The sequence below is a fragment of the Burkholderia sp. KCJ3K979 genome, assembly GCF_016759955.1.
GTDB classification, from domain to species: domain Bacteria; phylum Pseudomonadota; class Gammaproteobacteria; order Burkholderiales; family Burkholderiaceae; genus Burkholderia; species Burkholderia orbicola.
This window is the reverse complement of record NZ_JACFYV010000171.1, coordinates 1-15,189: the sequence shown is the minus strand read 5'-3', so window position 1 is coordinate 15,189 and position 15,189 is coordinate 1. Positions and strand designations below refer to the sequence as shown.

The 15,189-nt window shown below is 67.9% G+C and carries 13 protein-coding genes; 5 read left to right on the top strand and 8 right to left on the bottom strand.

What is annotated here, in order from left to right; translation table 11 throughout:
- Positions 1 to 2,800, top strand: a 2,800-nt coding sequence (locus tag H3O04_RS26925) for a YadA family autotransporter adhesin (RefSeq protein ID WP_202588817.1), incomplete at its 5' end; no start/stop codon positions are given.
- Between the two features lie 348 nt (positions 2,801 to 3,148).
- On the top strand, positions 3,149 to 3,556 hold the full coding sequence (locus H3O04_RS26920) for a VOC family protein (RefSeq protein WP_202588816.1): 408 nt from the start codon (positions 3,149 to 3,151) through the stop codon (positions 3,554 to 3,556).
- A 27-nt stretch (positions 3,557 to 3,583) separates the two neighbouring features.
- Here H3O04_RS26920 and H3O04_RS26915 read toward each other — a convergent pair whose 3' ends face one another.
- Complete coding sequence (locus H3O04_RS26915) at positions 3,584 to 4,123, bottom strand: toxin (protein WP_202588819.1); 540 nt, start codon at positions 4,121 to 4,123, stop codon at positions 3,584 to 3,586.
- Between the two features lie 90 nt (positions 4,124 to 4,213).
- A complete protein-coding gene (locus H3O04_RS26910) occupies positions 4,214 to 4,600 on the bottom strand; it encodes a MerR family transcriptional regulator (RefSeq protein ID WP_202588815.1) in 387 nt (128 codons plus the stop codon).
- A gap of 88 nt (positions 4,601 to 4,688) precedes the next feature.
- Here H3O04_RS26910 and H3O04_RS26905 point away from each other — a divergent pair, with 88 nt between their 5' ends.
- Positions 4,689 to 5,597 carry an alpha/beta fold hydrolase gene (locus H3O04_RS26905; RefSeq protein ID WP_202588814.1) on the top strand — a complete coding sequence of 303 codons (909 nt, stop codon included), beginning with the start codon at positions 4,689 to 4,691 and terminating at the stop codon, positions 5,595 to 5,597.
- A gap of 10 nt (positions 5,598 to 5,607) precedes the next feature.
- On the opposite strand, the gene H3O04_RS26900 is transcribed toward H3O04_RS26905, so the two are convergent.
- The 3 genes from H3O04_RS26900 to H3O04_RS26890 are packed head-to-tail and all read right to left on the bottom strand — an operon-like array spanning position 5,608 to position 8,284.
- Complete coding sequence (locus H3O04_RS26900; RefSeq protein ID WP_202588813.1) at positions 5,608 to 6,420, bottom strand: ABC transporter ATP-binding protein; 813 nt, start codon at positions 6,418 to 6,420, stop codon at positions 5,608 to 5,610.
- Positions 6,417 to 7,274 carry an ABC transporter permease gene (locus H3O04_RS26895; RefSeq protein WP_202588812.1) on the bottom strand — a complete coding sequence of 286 codons (858 nt, stop codon included), beginning with the start codon at positions 7,272 to 7,274 and terminating at the stop codon, positions 6,417 to 6,419. Before H3O04_RS26895 ends, H3O04_RS26900 begins: the two co-directional genes overlap by 4 nt.
- 17 nt (positions 7,275 to 7,291) lie before the next feature.
- Positions 7,292 to 8,284, bottom strand: a complete 993-nt coding sequence (locus tag H3O04_RS26890) for an aliphatic sulfonate ABC transporter substrate-binding protein (protein WP_202588811.1) — start codon at positions 8,282 to 8,284, stop codon at positions 7,292 to 7,294.
- Positions 8,285 to 8,618: 334 nt separating this feature from the next.
- Between H3O04_RS26890 and H3O04_RS26885 the strand changes: the two genes are divergently transcribed.
- On the top strand, positions 8,619 to 10,046 hold the full coding sequence (locus H3O04_RS26885) for an MFS transporter (RefSeq protein ID WP_202588810.1): 1,428 nt from the start codon (positions 8,619 to 8,621) through the stop codon (positions 10,044 to 10,046).
- Between the two features lie 127 nt (positions 10,047 to 10,173).
- On the opposite strand, the gene H3O04_RS26880 is transcribed toward H3O04_RS26885, so the two are convergent.
- Positions 10,174 to 11,574, bottom strand: coding sequence for an LLM class flavin-dependent oxidoreductase (locus H3O04_RS26880; protein ID WP_060263469.1), 1,401 nt, complete (start codon positions 11,572 to 11,574; stop codon positions 10,174 to 10,176).
- Positions 11,571 to 12,842, bottom strand: a complete 1,272-nt coding sequence (locus H3O04_RS26875; protein WP_202588809.1) for an acyl-CoA dehydrogenase family protein — start codon at positions 12,840 to 12,842, stop codon at positions 11,571 to 11,573. Before H3O04_RS26875 ends, H3O04_RS26880 begins: the two co-directional genes overlap by 4 nt.
- Before the next feature lie 296 nt (positions 12,843 to 13,138).
- Between H3O04_RS26875 and H3O04_RS26870 the strand changes: the two genes are divergently transcribed.
- Positions 13,139 to 14,377 carry an SfnB family sulfur acquisition oxidoreductase gene (locus H3O04_RS26870; RefSeq protein WP_012336859.1) on the top strand — a complete coding sequence of 413 codons (1,239 nt, stop codon included), beginning with the start codon at positions 13,139 to 13,141 and terminating at the stop codon, positions 14,375 to 14,377.
- Positions 14,378 to 14,428: 51 nt separating this feature from the next.
- Here H3O04_RS26870 and H3O04_RS26865 read toward each other — a convergent pair.
- On the bottom strand, positions 14,429 to 15,189 hold a 761-nt coding region (locus H3O04_RS26865; RefSeq protein ID WP_237666438.1), incomplete at its 5' end, for an ABC transporter permease.

Below are 15,189 nucleotides of genomic sequence, written 5' to 3'. Positions count from 1 at the left end.
CGATACGGATGCCGTCAACGTCCAGCAACTGAAGAACGTGAACAGTACGCTGAGCACGGGCATCGGCAATGTCGATGCACGCGTGACGTCGGTCGGCAATTCGCTGTCGACCACGATCTCGAACGTCGACCAGCGCGTGACCAGCGTCGGCAACAGCTTGAGCACGAGCATCGTGACGGCCACCCGGAACGTCGTCAAATACACCGACGACTCGCATGCGGCGATCGCGCTCGACGGCGCCGCCGGCACGACGATCGGCGGCGTGGCAGCCGGCGTGGCCGATACCGACGCGGTCAACGTCGGCCAGTTGAAGGGCAGCCTCACGCCGCTGCAAACGTCCATTTCGACGGCGGCTTCGAACATCACGAACCTGCAGAACAGCGTGACCGGCATCAGCGGCTCGCTGAGCACGGCGGCATCGAACATCTCCGGCCTGCAGGCGGCCGATACGCGCAACGTCAAGTACGACGGCGCGAGCGGCTTCGACTCGGTGACGTTCGCCGGCCCCAACGGCACGACGCTGCACAACGTCGCGGACGGCAAGGACACGCACGACGCCGTGAACGTCGGCCAGTTGAACGGCGGTCTTGCATCGCTCAGCACGAGCGTGACGAACAACCTCAGCACGACGCTCGGCAACCTGAGCACGTCGATCACCAGCCAGATCGGCAACGCGACGAAGAACGCGGTGCAGTACGACGACGATGCGCATGGCGGCGTCACGCTCGGCGGCAAGGGCGCAACGGCGCCGGTCGGCCTGCACAACGTCGCGGATGGCGTGGCGGCGGGCGATGCCGTGAACGTCGGCCAGCTCGGCAAGGCGACCGACACGCTCAACCAGTCGATCACGGCCGTCGGCAACCAGGTGACGACGAATACCGGCAACATCGCGGCACTCCAGCAGGATGCGCTGCAATGGAACCCGGGCCTCGGCGCGTACGATGCAAGCCACGGCGGCCATGGCCCGCAGCTGATCAGCAACGTCGCGGCCGGCAAGAGCGGCACCGACGCGGTCAACGTCGATCAACTGAACGCGGCGATTCACGACGGTACGAGCCAGCTCGACGCGCTCGCCGTGAAATATGACGATGCAAGCAAGCAGCAGGTATCGCTCGGTGCAGGCAACGGCGGCAATCCGGTGCGCGTGACCAACGTCGCGGCAGGCAACGTCGCGGCCGGCAGTACCGACGCGGTGAACGGCGCGCAACTGCGGCGCGCGACCGACGGCACCGCGGCCGCGCTCGGCGGCGGCGCGACGGCGAACCCGGACGGCTCGATCGGCGCACCGAACTACAAGATCGGCGGCAGTGCGTTCAACAACGTCGGCGACGCGCTGACGAACCTCGACGGCCGGGTCGGCAGCAACACGACGACGCTCGCGAATCACGAAACGCGCATCGACAATGCCGAAACGAATATCGCGGGCAACACGGCGGCGATCGCCGGGCTGCAACAGGATGCACTGCAATTCGACCCGACGCTCGGCGCGTTCAACGCCGCGCGCGGCGGTGCACCGACGAAGCTGACCAACGTGGCCGACGGCAACGTCGCCGCGGGCAGCACGGATGCGGTCAACGGCGGCCAGTTGTCGGGCGTGAAGACCGCACTCGAACAGCAGATCACCAACGTGTCGAACCAGGCCGGCGAAGCGGTGAAGAACGTCGTCAAGTACGACGTCGACGCGAGCGGCAGCCGGCTGAATTCGGTGTCGCTCGTCGGCGGCGACGCCACGTCGGCGGTCGTGCTGAAGAACGTCGCGGCCGGGACCAGCGATACCGACGCGGTGAACGTGAAGCAGTTGAAGGACGTGCAGTCGAACCTGAACCAGCTCGGCGCGCTCGCGGTGCAGTACGACGACAGCTCGAAGAGCACGATCACGCTCGGCGGCGCGGGCGGCACGCGCATCACCAACGTGCAGGCCGGCACGCTGAGCGCCACCAGCACCGATGCGGTGAACGGTTCGCAGCTCTACGCGACCAACCAGCAGGTGTCGAAGAACACGACCGACATTTCCAGCCTGCAAGGCAGCGTGACCAACATCGCGAACGGCAAGGCCGGCCTCGTGCAGCAGCAGGACCCGAACGGCGCGATCACGGTCGGCAAGGATTCCGGCGGCACCAGCGTGAACTTCTCCGGCACGGCGGGCGACCGCGTGCTGACCGGCGTCGCGGCGGGCGTGAACGCGAACGACGCGGTCAACGTGGGCCAGTTCAACGCCGCGCTGCAGAACGTCGCGGCCAACGACAAGATCCGCGCGGCCGCGACCGATGCGAACACCACGTGGATCGCGCGTGCCGATGCGGGGGCGATCGGCTCGACGGCGACCGCGACCGGCAAGAATGCGGTGGCGGTCGGCCAGGGCTCCGTCGCCGATCGCGACAACTCGTTCTCGGTCGGCGCGAAGGGCAGCGAGCGCCAGATCACGAACGTCGCGGCCGGCACGGCGCCGACCGACGCGGTGAACGTGCAGCAGTTGAACGACAACCTCGCGACGGCATCGACGCAGGCGAAGGGGTATACCGACCAGCGCATCGGGCAGGTGTACAACTCGTTCAACGACCTGAAGAAGGACATGTACGGCGGTGTCGCGTCGGCGATGGCGGTGGCGGGCTTGCCGCAGCCGACCGGCGCGGGGCGCTCGATGGTGTCGGCGGCGACGTCGAACTATCACGGCCAGCAAGGCTTCGCGGCCGGCTACTCGTACGTGACGGAGAGCAACCGCTGGGTCGTCAAGGCATCGGTGACGGGCAACACGCGCTCGGACTTCGGCGCGGTGGTCGGCGCGGGTTATCAGTTCTGATGCAGCTCGCGTAGCGTTGAGCGATGCGCGGGTGCCGGGCAACGCATGTCATGCCCGGCACCCGCGGTCGAGCGGTGGCCCGGGGTTCGTTTGCGAATCCCGGGCCGTCATCGTTTGGCGCCTTCGTCCGAGCGGTCATCCCGCATCAACGGCGCCTGTCGCGAATGCGAGTGGCGCTGTCCGCCGCGATCGCCTTCATCGCTCGACTGCCGGCCCCGCAAGGGTTTCGCCCGCGTCCGGCGCAACGTCCAATGCGAGTTGTTGAATGCGAGCCCGCGCTCGTATTCTGAAGTCCTCGGGCGGCACGGCATGGGGCCTCCGCCCACCACCGCATCGGAGAGCACGACCATGACCGAAACGATACCCACGATGAAGCTCAACCACCTGAGCTTCCCCTCTGCCGACACGCTGGCGACGGCCCGATTCTTCGAGCGATACCTCGGCTTCACGATCGCGGGAAGCTGGGACAAATCCTGGATTCTCAAGCGCCCGGGCTTCGACGTCGTGATCGATCACGTCGGCGACGGCGTGCCCGCATGGCCGACCCATTTCCACGTCGGCTTCGAACTGCCGAGCCTCGATGCCGTGCACGCATTGTTCGCGCGCTTCAAGGAAGAGGGCGTTGCAATGGAGACGGACGTGTTCAACAACGGGCGCGGCTCGCGCTTCTTTTGCCGCGCGCCGGGCGGCGTGATGTTCGAACTGAACACGCGTGCGGATGCCGCGCCGGAATATCAGGGCACTTTCGACGATTGACGCGAGGTGGCCGTTGTCGTGCTGCGTTCAGTCGAAGCGGCCGGCGTGGGCCAGCATCTCGATGACGGCGCGGGTACGCGACGGCTTGGTGATTTCCATCCATTTCAGATGCGCGTATTTCGGGTCGTCGCGCAAGCCGGCGAACTTGACGCGGTTTTTCGTGAACGTCGTGTACGACCACAGCAGCACCGAGTCGCGCGAACCGAACGCCATCCGCAGCGATTCCCGGTTGCCGTGAGAGAGCCGGGTGCGCATCAGCCCGCGGCCGATCGTGCGCCGCAGCACACGGGAAAACACCGTCCATCGGCCGAAGTTGAGCCACACGACGTGCGTGGCCCTCGACCACAGCACGTCGCGCACCGCGCTGTAGTTTCCGTCGGCGACCCAGCGGTCGCCGGCCGTCGCCGCGAGCACCGCACGTTCGAACTGCGCGGGCGGCACGGCGGTCCAGCCGGGGCCCCAGTAGAGCCGATCGAGTTCGATGTATGGGCACGCCGCGGCGGTTGCCAGCGCGCTGGCGAAGGTGGATTTTCCCGATCCGCTCGTTCCGACGACGATGACGCGCATGAGTGTGACCACCGGCAAAAAGGTGAGGGCGCGTATTGTGCCCGAAGCGCATGGATGGGCTCGCATTCGTGGCGGGAAAAGGCGCACCGATCAATCGAGCGGCGGCACCGTACCCTCCCGCAACATCTTGACGAGCCTTGCGCGTCGCTTCTCGAGATCGGCGATCTGACGGTCGATCGCTTCGAGGCGTTCGCGCTGGACGTCGGTGATCTGATCGCACGAACGCGCACCTTCGATCAGCAGCATGCAGTCCGGAAAACCGCGAATGTCGTCGAGGGTGAAACCGGTCGCGATCATGCGCTGAATCTGCTTGACCTGCGTCACGGCCTTGTCGGGAAACAGGCGATAGCCGTTGTCCGCGCGCACCGACGCGAGCAGGCCGTGCTCGTCGTAGTGCCGGATCGAGCGCACGCTCGCGCCGGTGAGCTGCGCGAGTTTGCCGATGGTCAGCAGTGGCTGGGTAGGCGGATTTTTCATGAAGGGCAGGTTAGCACGATTCGCTTGACTCTCACATCAGTGTGAGGGTTGAGACTGAGCGTCCGTTCATGCCTGGAGGAAAGAACCCATGACTACCCGAGTACTGATCTGCTGGCTGATTGCCGTGATCTGGTGGGCGACGCCGTTCGCGTTGGCGTACGACGCGGCCGCCGCGCCGCTGACCTATACCGTGACGTCGACGGACGGCGTGAAGCTGGCCGTTCAGGAAAGCGGCGACCCCGACGGCGTGCCCGTCATCCTGATCCACGGCCTGCTCGGCAGTCGCCTGAACTGGGACGCGCAAATCCAGAGCCCCGAACTGCGCGGCTTCCGGATCATCACGTACGACCTGCGCGGCCACGGGCTGTCGGACAAGCCGTCCGGCGCGCAGCCGTATCGCGACGGAACCCGCTGGGGCGACGATCTCGCCGCGGTCATCGACGGTGCGCATGCGCGCAAACCCGTCGTGGTCGGCTGGTCGCTCGGCGGCGTGGTGATCTCGAACTACCTCGCCAGGTACGGCGATCGCGCGATCGCGGGCGCCGTGTATGCCGACGGCGTGGTCGAGCTTGCGCCGGGCCAGATCGTCGATCATCCGGACGTGTATCGGGACATGAACGCGCCGGATCTGAAAACCCATCTCGACGGCGAGCGCACGTTCGTCGGCCTGTGTTTCAACCGTCGGCCGGACGCCGCCACGTTCGAGCGCTTGCTCGCGAACGCCGCGATGGCGTCGTGGGACATGCAAAAGGCCATCCCGACGATGTCGGTATTCGCCGCCGCGGGGCTCGGCCACGCGCGCGTGCCGTTGCTCTTCATCTACGGCGGTCGCGATGCGCTGGTCGATACGCACGCGACGCTGGCCCGCGCGGCCGAGCTGAATCCGCGTATCGCCAGCAAGGTTTACGCGGAGTCCGGACACGCGCCGTTCATCGAGGAAGCCGAACGGTTCAATCGCGATCTGGCCGCGTTCGTCCGGTCGGCGTCCGCGCGATGAAGTGGCGCTGTCAGGCCGACGTGACGAGGATGCCTGCCGGGTCGCCCGCCGCGCGATCGTGAAAGCGCTGGAACGCATCGAGTAGCCGCGCGCGCTGCGCGGCCAGCGCCGGATCGCGCCGGTCGCGCGGCCGTGCGATGTCGACCTGGATTTCGTCGTCGACGCGGCCCGGGTTCGGCGCGAGCATCAGCACGCGATCGCCGAGATACAGCGCCTCGTCGAGATCGTGCGTGACGACGATCGCGGCCATCCGGTGCCGGTGGACGACGTCGAGCAGCAGCGTCTGCAGGCGCATCCGCGTGATCGCGTCGACCGCGCTGAACGGCTCGTCGAGCAGCAGCAAATCCGGCTCGCCGAACAGCCCGCGTGCGATCGCGGCGCGCTGCGCCATCCCGCCGGACAACGTGGCCGGCAGTTGCCGCGCGACGCCAGCCAGCCCGACCTCGTCGAGCAACCGCGCGACGCTGGGGTCGCGGCCGCCCCGCGCGCCGGACGCGAAGCCGACGTTGTCCGCGATCGACAGCCACGGCAGCAGCCGCGGCTCCTGAAAGATCACGCCGACGCGCGCGGACGGCCCGGCCAGCGCGCTGCCGTCGAGCGTCACGCTGCCGCGGAAATCCGGGTCGAGGCCGGCGACGACCCGCAGCAGCGTGCTCTTGCCGCAGCCGCTCGGGCCGACCACGCAGACGATCTCGCCGCGCGCGACCTGCAACGCGATGTCGGCCAGGATCGTGCGATCGCCATACAGCTTGCGGGCGATCCGCAGATCGAGCAGCGGCGGGGCGATGCCGACGCCCCGGCGGACGGAAGGGGAGGCGCTCATTTCCCGCCCTCGCGCGATGCGCCATCGAACGCGTCGCGCCAGCCGAGCCAGCGCGACTCGATGCGGCGCATCGCGCCGTCGGTCAGCTTGCCGAGCAACGCGAGCAGCAGGATCGCGCCGAACACGAGATCGGGGCGCCCGGTTTCGCGACCGTCGCTCAGCAGGAAGCCGAGGCCGCGCGTGGCCGCGATCAGCTCCGCGGCGACCATGAACATCCATGCGAGACTGAGGCCGGTGCGCAGGCCGGTGACGATTTGCGGCAGCGCGGCCGGCAGCAGGATTCGGCGGAACAGCGCGAGCGGGCCGAGCCGGTACACCGCGCCGAGCTCGACGAGCTTGCGGTCGACGTCGCGAATGCCGGCGACCACCGCGAGGTGAACTGGAAAGAACGCGCCGATCGCGATCAGCGTGATTTTCGGTGCTTCATCGATGCCGAGCCACAGCAGCAGCACCGGCACCCACGCAAGCGACGGAATCGCGTGCAGCGCCTGGAACGTTGGTTCGAACAGCGCGTCGATCCGGCGGCTCAGGCCCATCGCCGCGCCGACGACGAGCGCGAGCCCCGCGCCGGCCGCAAACCCGGCCGCGACGCGCAGCGTGCTCGCGCCGACGTGACGTGCGACCCGCGTGACGCCCATTCGTGCCAAGGTATCGAGAATCTCGCTCGGCGCCGGCACGAGATGATCGGGCAGCCAGCCGCGCCGCACCACGACCTCCAGCAGCACGAGCGCGGCGAACGGCAGCGCTAGGCCCGCGATGCGCCAGGCGCGCAGCGGGTCTCGCCGGGCCGCGCGAGGCGGCGATGCGGGTGGGTGCGACGCGAGCGCGTCGCCGCGCGCGGTGGTGTCCGTCATCGGCGGCACGCTCGGTCTCAGTGCGATGCGGCGACGATCGGGCGCGCGAACGACGGATCGATCAGCGTATCGACGATCTTCGCGGGATCGACGCCCGGTTTGGTCAACTGCTCAGCCGTCAGCACCGGCGCCGCGGCCTTCAGCGCCGCGCGCTGCGTGTCGCCCGGCACCGGGTTGCTGAAGTCGTTGCGCTGAAGCTGCAGCTTCGCGACCGGCAGCGACACCTTCGATTCGTCGGCAATGATCTGCGCGGTTTCGGCCGGATGCGCGACGATCCACTGGCGTGCGCGGTCGTAGACCTTCAGCACGCGCTCGACCGCCTGCGGATACTGGCTGGCGAACGCGTCGCGAACGTTCAGGAACCCGTACGTATTGAACGCGACGTTGCGGTACAGCAGGCGCGCGCCGTCGTCGAGCTGCGCGGCGGCCATGTGCGGATCGAGCCCGGCCCACGCATCGACCTGACCGTTCGCGAGCGCGGTGCGGCCGTCCGGATGCTGCAGGTTGACGATCTCGACGTCGTCGCGCGTCAGGCCAACGGTGTGCAGCGCGCGCAGCGTGAACAGGAACGGATCGGTGCCGCGCGTCGCGGCGATCTTCTTGCCCTTCAGGTCGGCGAGCGAACGGATCGGCGAATCCTTGCGTACCACGAGCGCGGTCCATTCGGGGCGCGAGAACACGTAGACGGTATGGATCGGGTTGCCGTTCGCGCGCGCGAGCACCGACGCGAGCCCCGCGGCCGAACCGAAATCGACCGCGCCGCTGTTCAGGTATTCGAGCGCGCGATTGCTGCCGAGGCTCAGCACCCAGCGAATCGCCGTACCGTCGGCCTTGAACGCGTCGTCGAGCCAGCCGAAGTGGCGGATCACGAGACTCTCGGGCGAGTAGTACGCATAGTCGACGCGGATTTCCGCGGGCGTCGCCGCCTGCGCTTGCATGGACATGAGGCCGGCAAGCACGGCAACGACGAGGGCCGCGGATTGCCACACGCGGGACCAGAACGGCTTCATCGGGGATTCTCCGGAAGAGCGGCAACGCGCCGCGAACAGGCAGGTGACCGGCTAATGTAACGAAGCGCAGGCGATCCGTTAACGAAGAAATCCACGTTTGAACATGCGTGCGGCTGCTAAGCGCGCGCCGTGCAACTTTATGACGCACGCCGATTAATTTATCGGTTTATATCGCTTGGGATTGCCGGATCGAGGGAACAGAATTTCCGCTGCCGGAACCTGGCGACAGCGGGGCCCCATGCGCTCGACGCCGCGACGGTCGCGAAGGCGCCTGCCCGGTTCCCCGGCTTCACGATCACCTTGCCGTGCATTCGGCATCAAACTAAGGAATCCGATGAGTTCGATCGATCTTGGCTCAGTCACGCCGGTTTCTTCCCCTATCCGCTCGGCCAGCGACGTCGCGCGCCTGATCAATACGGTGGACAGTTCGGTGAGCCACGCACGGATGATCGTGCTGCTGGCGCTCGGCGGCGTGTTTCTCGACGCGTACGACCTGACGACGCTGTCGTACGGCATCGACGACGTGGCGCGCGAATTCGGGCTGACGCCCGCGCTGACCGGGCTGGTCGGCTCGGCGATCATGATCGGCACGATCTTCGGCAGCCTGATCGGCGGCTGGCTGACCGACCGGATCGGCCGCTACCAGGTGTTCATGGCCGACATGCTGTTCTTCGTGGTCGCGGCGATCGCGGCCGGGCTCGCGCCGAACGTCTGGGTACTGATCGCCGCCCGCTTCGTGATGGGGCTCGGCGTCGGCATCGACCTGCCCGTCGCGATGGCGTTTCTCGCGGAATTCTCGAAGTTCAACGGCCGCGGCAACAAGGCGTCGCGGCTCGCCGCGTGGTGCCCGATGTGGTACGTCGCGTCGTCGGTGTGCTTCCTGCTGATCTTCGGGCTGTATTTCCTGCTGCCGGCCGAGCATGCGGGCTGGCTGTGGCGCGCATCGCTGATCTTCGGCGCGGTGCCGGCGCTCGTCATCATCCTGTTCCGCAACCGCTTCATGAACGAATCGCCGCTGTGGGCCGCGAATCAGGGCGACCTGGCCAACGCAGCGCGCATCCTGCGCGAGTCGTACGGCATTCACGCGCACGAAGCGGACGATGCGCGGCGCGAACCGAGCCCGCCACCGGTGCGGATTCGCGTGCTGTTCCAGCGTCCGTATCTGGGGCGCACGATCGTCGCCAGCGTGATGAACCTGTGCATCCCGTTCGAATACACGGCGATCGCGTTCTTCCTGCCGTCGATCCTGTCGCAATTCCTCGGCGCGGGCGTGTTCGAGACGATCGCGGCGTCGCTCGCATTGAACGTGCTGTTCGCGTTCACCGGCGGCTTGCTCGGCATGCGCCTCGCGTATCGCTATCCGTCACGGCATGTCGCGATCGCGGGGTTTGCGCTGCAAACGGTCGCGCTCGTCGCGCTCGCGCTGGCGGGGCATCCGCACGGCGCATTGGCCGTCGGCGTCGTGCTGCTGATGCTCGGCACCTGGCTGTTCGCCGAAGGTTTCGGGCCGGGCGCGCAGATGATGATCTATCCGACGCTGTCGTATCCGGCCACGATCCGCGGCACCGGCGTCGGCTTCGGGCGGTCGCTGTGCGGGATCGGCCAGGCGCTGGCGCTGTTCGTGCTGCCGATCCTGCAGGCGCGTCTCGGCACCGACATGTTCTGGGTCGTCGCGATCAGTGCGGTCACGCCGATCGTGTTTCTGCTGATCATTCGGTATGAGCCGACGGCGAACGACGTCGACGACGAAAGCGTGGCGTAACCGTCGACGCGAAGCGCTCGTTGTCCCCCGGCAAATACAAACGGCTTCGTCAGACTGCACGAAGCCGTTTGTACTGAAGCCGGCCGCCGCGTGAATGCGGACAGACCGGCTTCGACGTCGCCCGACGCTACGCGCTGACCGCTTCCCGCTCGGCCGCGCGCTTGACCTGTTCGATATCGCGAAACTGCGCGGCCGGATGCTCGTCCGGCAGCCGCGCCGATCCGCCGAAGAGTTTTTCGCGCAGCGTGCCTGGCGCATACGCGGTCGGATACACGCCGCGGCGCTGCAGCTCCGGCACGAGATGGCGCACGACGTCCTCGAAGGTTTCATGCGCGACCGCATACGCGAGATTGAAGCCGTCCACGTCGGTCGCGGCCACCCATTCCTGCAGGATGTCCGCGACGGTCGCCGCCGAGCCGACGAACACCGGGCCCATCCCGCCGATGCCGCCCCAGGCCGCCAATGCCTCGATCGTCCACGCGGTGTCGCCGCCCGACAGGTGCTCGACCGCCGATACGATCGCGTTCGTTTCGACGCGCCGGACGGGATCGGTCGGCGCGTACTGGCCGAAGTCGATGCCGGTCCAGCCGGACATGAAAACCAGCGAGCCGTCGTACGACACGTAGCGCCGATATTCGTCGAACTTCGCTTGCGCCTTCTCGTCGGTCTCGTCGACGATCACCGTCACGAGGTTGTAGATCAGCACCTTCGCCGGGTCGCGCCCGGCGGCCGCGGCCTGCGCACGCACGTCGGCCACATAGCGCGCGAGCTGGTCGCGGGTCGGCGCGGCGACGAACACGCATTCGGCGTGCTGCGCGGCGAACGCCTTGCCCGGGCCCGACGCGCCGGCCTGGAACAGTACCGGCGTGCGCTGCGGCGACGGCTCGCACAGGTGATAGCCGGGCACGTCGAAGAAGCGGCCCTTGTGGCCGATCTCGTGCACTTTCTCCGGATGCGTGAACACGCGGCCATCGCGATCGCGCACCACCGCGCCGTCTTCCCAGCTACCCTCGAACAGCTTGTACAGCACCTCGACGTATTCGGCCGCGACCGCATAGCGGTCGTCGTGCGTGCGCAGCCCGTGATCGCCGACGTTCTTCGCGCCGCTTTCCAGATACGACGTGACGATGTTCCACGCGAGCCGGCCCTTCGTGTGATGGTCGGCGGTCGATAGCCGGCGGGCAAACGTGTACGGGTGCTCGAACGTCGTCGACGCGGTGATGCCGATGCCGAGATGCTCGGTCGCCATCGCGATCGGCGCGGCCAGTTGCAGCGGATCGTTGACGGGAATCTGCGCGGCCTGGTGCAGCGCGTGATAGTTGCTGCCCTTGTACACGTCGTAGTAGCCGATCACGTCCGCGATGAAGATCGCGTCGAAGATCCCGCGTTCGAGCACGCGGGCGAGGTCGGTCCAGTAGTCGAGATCCTTGTACTGCCACGAGCGGTCGCGTGGATGCGCCCACAAGCCGGGCGACTGGTGGCCCACGCAGTTCATCTCGAATGCGTTGAAGCGGATCGTCTTGCTCATTGCGCGGCCCCCGTTTCCGCACCGGCGCCCGCGTTGGTGTCCGCACCGTTGCCGACGCGCCAGACGAACGGCGGCGTGCGGCCGTTGATGATCCAGTCGCCGACGATGCGCGCCTTGTACACGAGCGGATTGTGCGACGACACCGTGCGCGCGTTGCGCCAGTGGCGATCGAGCGCGGTCGTGCTGCGGGTCGCGGACGCGCCGAGCGCGTCGAACAGACGCGTCGCCGCGCGCAGCACGAGTTCGGACACGACGAGCTGGCTCTGCGCGGATTCGATTTCGGCCGCGACGTTCGCGGCCTGCTCGACCGCTTCGTCGCCGCCGAAGCGCGCTTCGTACGCGTGCTGAAGCGGCTGAGCGGCACGCAGCGCGAGCGCGTCGGCCGCGTACGCCCATGACGCGATCTCGCCGATCACCTGCTGAAGCTGTGCGTCGTCACCCGCGCGCGGCGCATTGCCGTGGCTGTACACGCGCGTGCGGTTGCGCACGAGCTCGCCCGCGTCGCGCACGATCGCATGGCCGATGCCGGCGAGCGTCGCGACGTGGAACAGCTGGTAGAACGCGGTCTGGTACTTGAAGCGGCGCGCGAAATCGATCACGTTGTCCGCGTCGACCGCCGCATTCTCGAAACGCGTCGTGCCGCTGCCGGTGGTGGTCTGGCCGAAGCCGTCCCAGTCGTCCTCGCGGATCACGCCCGGCTGCGCGGTCGCGACGGCGACGATCACGTCGCTGCCGTCGTGCGCGCGCTGCGCGAACACGTCGATCCAGTCGGCGAACAGGCTGCCGGTGCTGTAGAACTTCCGGCCGTTCAGCACGAGCCGGCCGTTCTGCTCCGACACCTTGGTAACGGTCTGGCCGAGCGGCACGTCGCCGGCCTCCGACCACGCATTGCCGACGAGCTGGCCGCTCGCGAAGCGGTCGAACCACGTCGTGCGCTGCGGCCCGGCCGGCGCGTTCAGCCAATCCTCGACGAACGCGAAATGCCCGCGCAATGCCTGCGGCAAATTGGAATCGGCGGCGGCCAGTTCGGTCAGCAGCCGGAACAACTGCGGCAGCGATGCGCCCGCGCCGCCGGCGCTCGCCGGCAGCCGGATCGCGCCGAAGCCGGCCGACTTCAGCCAGCCGATCGCCTCGTGCGGGAGTTCACGGTTGCGTTCGCGCTCGGCGGTGCCGGCGGCGATGCGCTCGAAGATCGGCCGGAACCGGCTCGCGAGCGCATCGTAATCGGTACCGGTGGAAAGGTCGGGAGCTGCGTGCGACGAAGTCATGCGGGTTTCCTCGAAGGGCGTGCGCCGGGAGCCCAGTATAGGAAGCGCCACGTGAGCGTTCCAATAACGGATTCTCGGATCGTTATCGTCGCTGCGTATTACCGCTACTGCGACCGCAACCGCGCGGGGACGCATCGACGTTCATGCATCCGTTACGACGTCGAAACGCCGATTCACCTGCGTCAGGATCGACGTCGTTTGTTCTCCCAAGGAATATCGTTCCGAGAATCGCTCGGTTTTCCGGCTCGCGCGGCGCTGCTAGATTGAACGCTTTCGCCATTCGACAGGAGAGCCCGATGTCAGACACGAGCGCGACGATTCAGGAACGGCCGGCCGATGCACGACCGCAGGTGGCCCGCGTGATTGCGGACGATGCGGAAGCGATCGCGGTCGCGCATGCGCTGGCGCAACGCCTCGCGCAAGGGGCTGCCGAGCGCGATCGCGAGCGCCGCCTGCCGCGCGAGGAAATCGAATGGTTTTCGCAGTCGGGGCTGTGGGCGATCACGGTGCCGAAGGCATACGGCGGCGCAGGCGTGTCGCACGTGACGCTCACCGAGGTGATCAAGATCATCGCCGCGGCCGATGCGTCGCTCGGGCAGCTTCCGCAGAATCATTTCGGGCTGATCGACGTGATCACGCTCGTCGGCACCGATGCGCAAAAGCGTCATTTCTTCGCCGAAGTGCTGAGCGGCAAGCGGTTCGGCAACGGATTCTCGGAGAAGGGCACGAAGCACGTGCTCGACCTGAAGACGCGCGTGCGTCGCGACGGCGACGACTATGTGGTCGACGGCACGAAGTTCTACTCGACCGGTGCGTTGTTCGCGCATTACGTGCCGGTGCTCGGGCTCGACGACGCGCAGCAGGCCTGGCTCGCGTACGTGCCGCAACCGACGCCGGGGCTGACCGTGATCGACGACTGGTCGGGATTCGGGCAGCGCACGACCGCGAGCGGCACGGTCGTGCTCGACGCGGTGCGCATCCCGGCGTCGCACGTGCTGCCCGCGCAGCGCGTGTCGGACGTGCCGACGCTCAACGGCCCGCTGTCGCAGATCATCCAGGCGGCGATCGACGCGGGCATCGCGAAGGCGGCCATCGACGATACGCTCGCGTTCGTGCGGACCCGCACGCGGCCGTGGGTCGACAGCGGCGTCGAGCGGGCGGTGGACGATCCGCTGACGATTCGCGAAATCGGCCGCCTGCACATCCAGCTGCATGCGGCCGACGCGTTGCTCGAACGTGCGGCGCGCACGCTCGACGAGATCACGGCCAAGGGCGACGTGACCGAGGACGACGTCGCACGGGCGTCCGTCGCGGTCGGCGAAGCGAAGGTGCTGACGACCGAGGTCGCGCTGCTCGCCGGCGAGAAGCTGTTCGAGCTGGCCGGCACGCAGTCGACGCTCGCGGAGCACAATCTCGACCGGCACTGGCGCAACGCGCGCACGCATACGCTGCACGATCCGGTGCGCTGGAAATATCACCTCGTCGGCAACTACTACCTGAACGGCGCCCGCCCGGCGCGGCATGCGTGGAATTGAGCCGCCCACGGCAAACGGTCCGCCCGAGCGCTGCCTGTCTCCACGGCGGCGCTAGCGGTCGGACGCCAGCAGCGCGCGGGTCAACCCCCGCGCGATGCCGTCGAGCGTGAAGCCGAGCGCGCCGATGACGACGATCACCGCCGTCAGTTCGGCATACGCGAGCCGGTCGCGCGTATCGAGGATCAGGTAGCCGAGGCCGGCATTGACGCCGAGCATCTCGGCCGGCACCAGCACGATCCACAGGATGCCGATCGCGAGCCGGATGCCGTTGAGCAGCGGCCCCGCGATCGCGGGCAGCACGATATGGACCAGCAGCTCGCGGCGGGTGGCCGCGAGGCTCGCGCCGAGCTGCAGCCAGCGCCGGTCGATCTGCGTGACGCCGGCGGCCGTGCTCATCAGCACCGGCCACAACGCGGCGAATCCGAGCAGGAAGTAGATCGCGCGGTCGCCGATGCCGAACGACATGACCGCGAGCGGCATCCACGACAACGGCGACACCATGCGCAGGAACTGGAACGTCGGCGACAGCATCCGCTCGACCCATCGCACGCGGCCGAGCAACAGGCCGAGCGGGACGCCGGCCAGCAGCGCCGCACCGAGCCCGACGCCGATGCGTCGCAGGCTGACGAGCGCGTGTTCGAGCAATTGATCGTCCGCACACAGCGCGCGCAGGCTGGCGAACGCGCTGTCCGGCGCGAACTGCCGACCGAGCGAGCCGGGCTCGGTCAACAGGTGGATCGCGGCCCACCAGACGGCGACCGTCGCCACGAGCCCGGCCACGCCGAGCCAGCCCGCGGCAACGCGTGCCGGAA

What these genes read in the sequence shown, in the direction of transcription:
- H3O04_RS26890 (WP_202588811.1), bottom strand. Translation starts at nt 8,284, where the DNA reads ATGAAGCCGTTCTGGTCCCGCGTGTGGCAATCCGCGGCCCTCGTCGTT.
- H3O04_RS26920 (WP_202588816.1), top strand. Translation starts at nt 3,149, where the DNA reads ATGACCGAAACGATACCCACGATGAAGCTCAACCACCTGAGCTTCCCC.
- H3O04_RS26875 (WP_202588809.1), bottom strand. Translation starts at nt 12,842, where the DNA reads ATGACTTCGTCGCACGCAGCTCCCGACCTTTCCACCGGTACCGATTAC.
- H3O04_RS26905 (WP_202588814.1), top strand. Translation starts at nt 4,689, where the DNA reads ATGACTACCCGAGTACTGATCTGCTGGCTGATTGCCGTGATCTGGTGG.
- H3O04_RS26880 (WP_060263469.1), bottom strand. Translation starts at nt 11,574, where the DNA reads ATGAGCAAGACGATCCGCTTCAACGCATTCGAGATGAACTGCGTGGGC.
- H3O04_RS26895 (WP_202588812.1), bottom strand. Translation starts at nt 7,274, where the DNA reads ATGACGGACACCACCGCGCGCGGCGACGCGCTCGCGTCGCACCCACCC.
- H3O04_RS26910 (WP_202588815.1), bottom strand. Translation starts at nt 4,600, where the DNA reads ATGAAAAATCCGCCTACCCAGCCACTGCTGACCATCGGCAAACTCGCG.
- H3O04_RS26915 (WP_202588819.1), bottom strand. Translation starts at nt 4,123, where the DNA reads ATGCGCGTCATCGTCGTCGGAACGAGCGGATCGGGAAAATCCACCTTC.
- H3O04_RS26885 (WP_202588810.1), top strand. Translation starts at nt 8,619, where the DNA reads ATGAGTTCGATCGATCTTGGCTCAGTCACGCCGGTTTCTTCCCCTATC.
- H3O04_RS26870 (WP_012336859.1), top strand. Translation starts at nt 13,139, where the DNA reads ATGTCAGACACGAGCGCGACGATTCAGGAACGGCCGGCCGATGCACGA.
- H3O04_RS26900 (WP_202588813.1), bottom strand. Translation starts at nt 6,420, where the DNA reads ATGAGCGCCTCCCCTTCCGTCCGCCGGGGCGTCGGCATCGCCCCGCCG.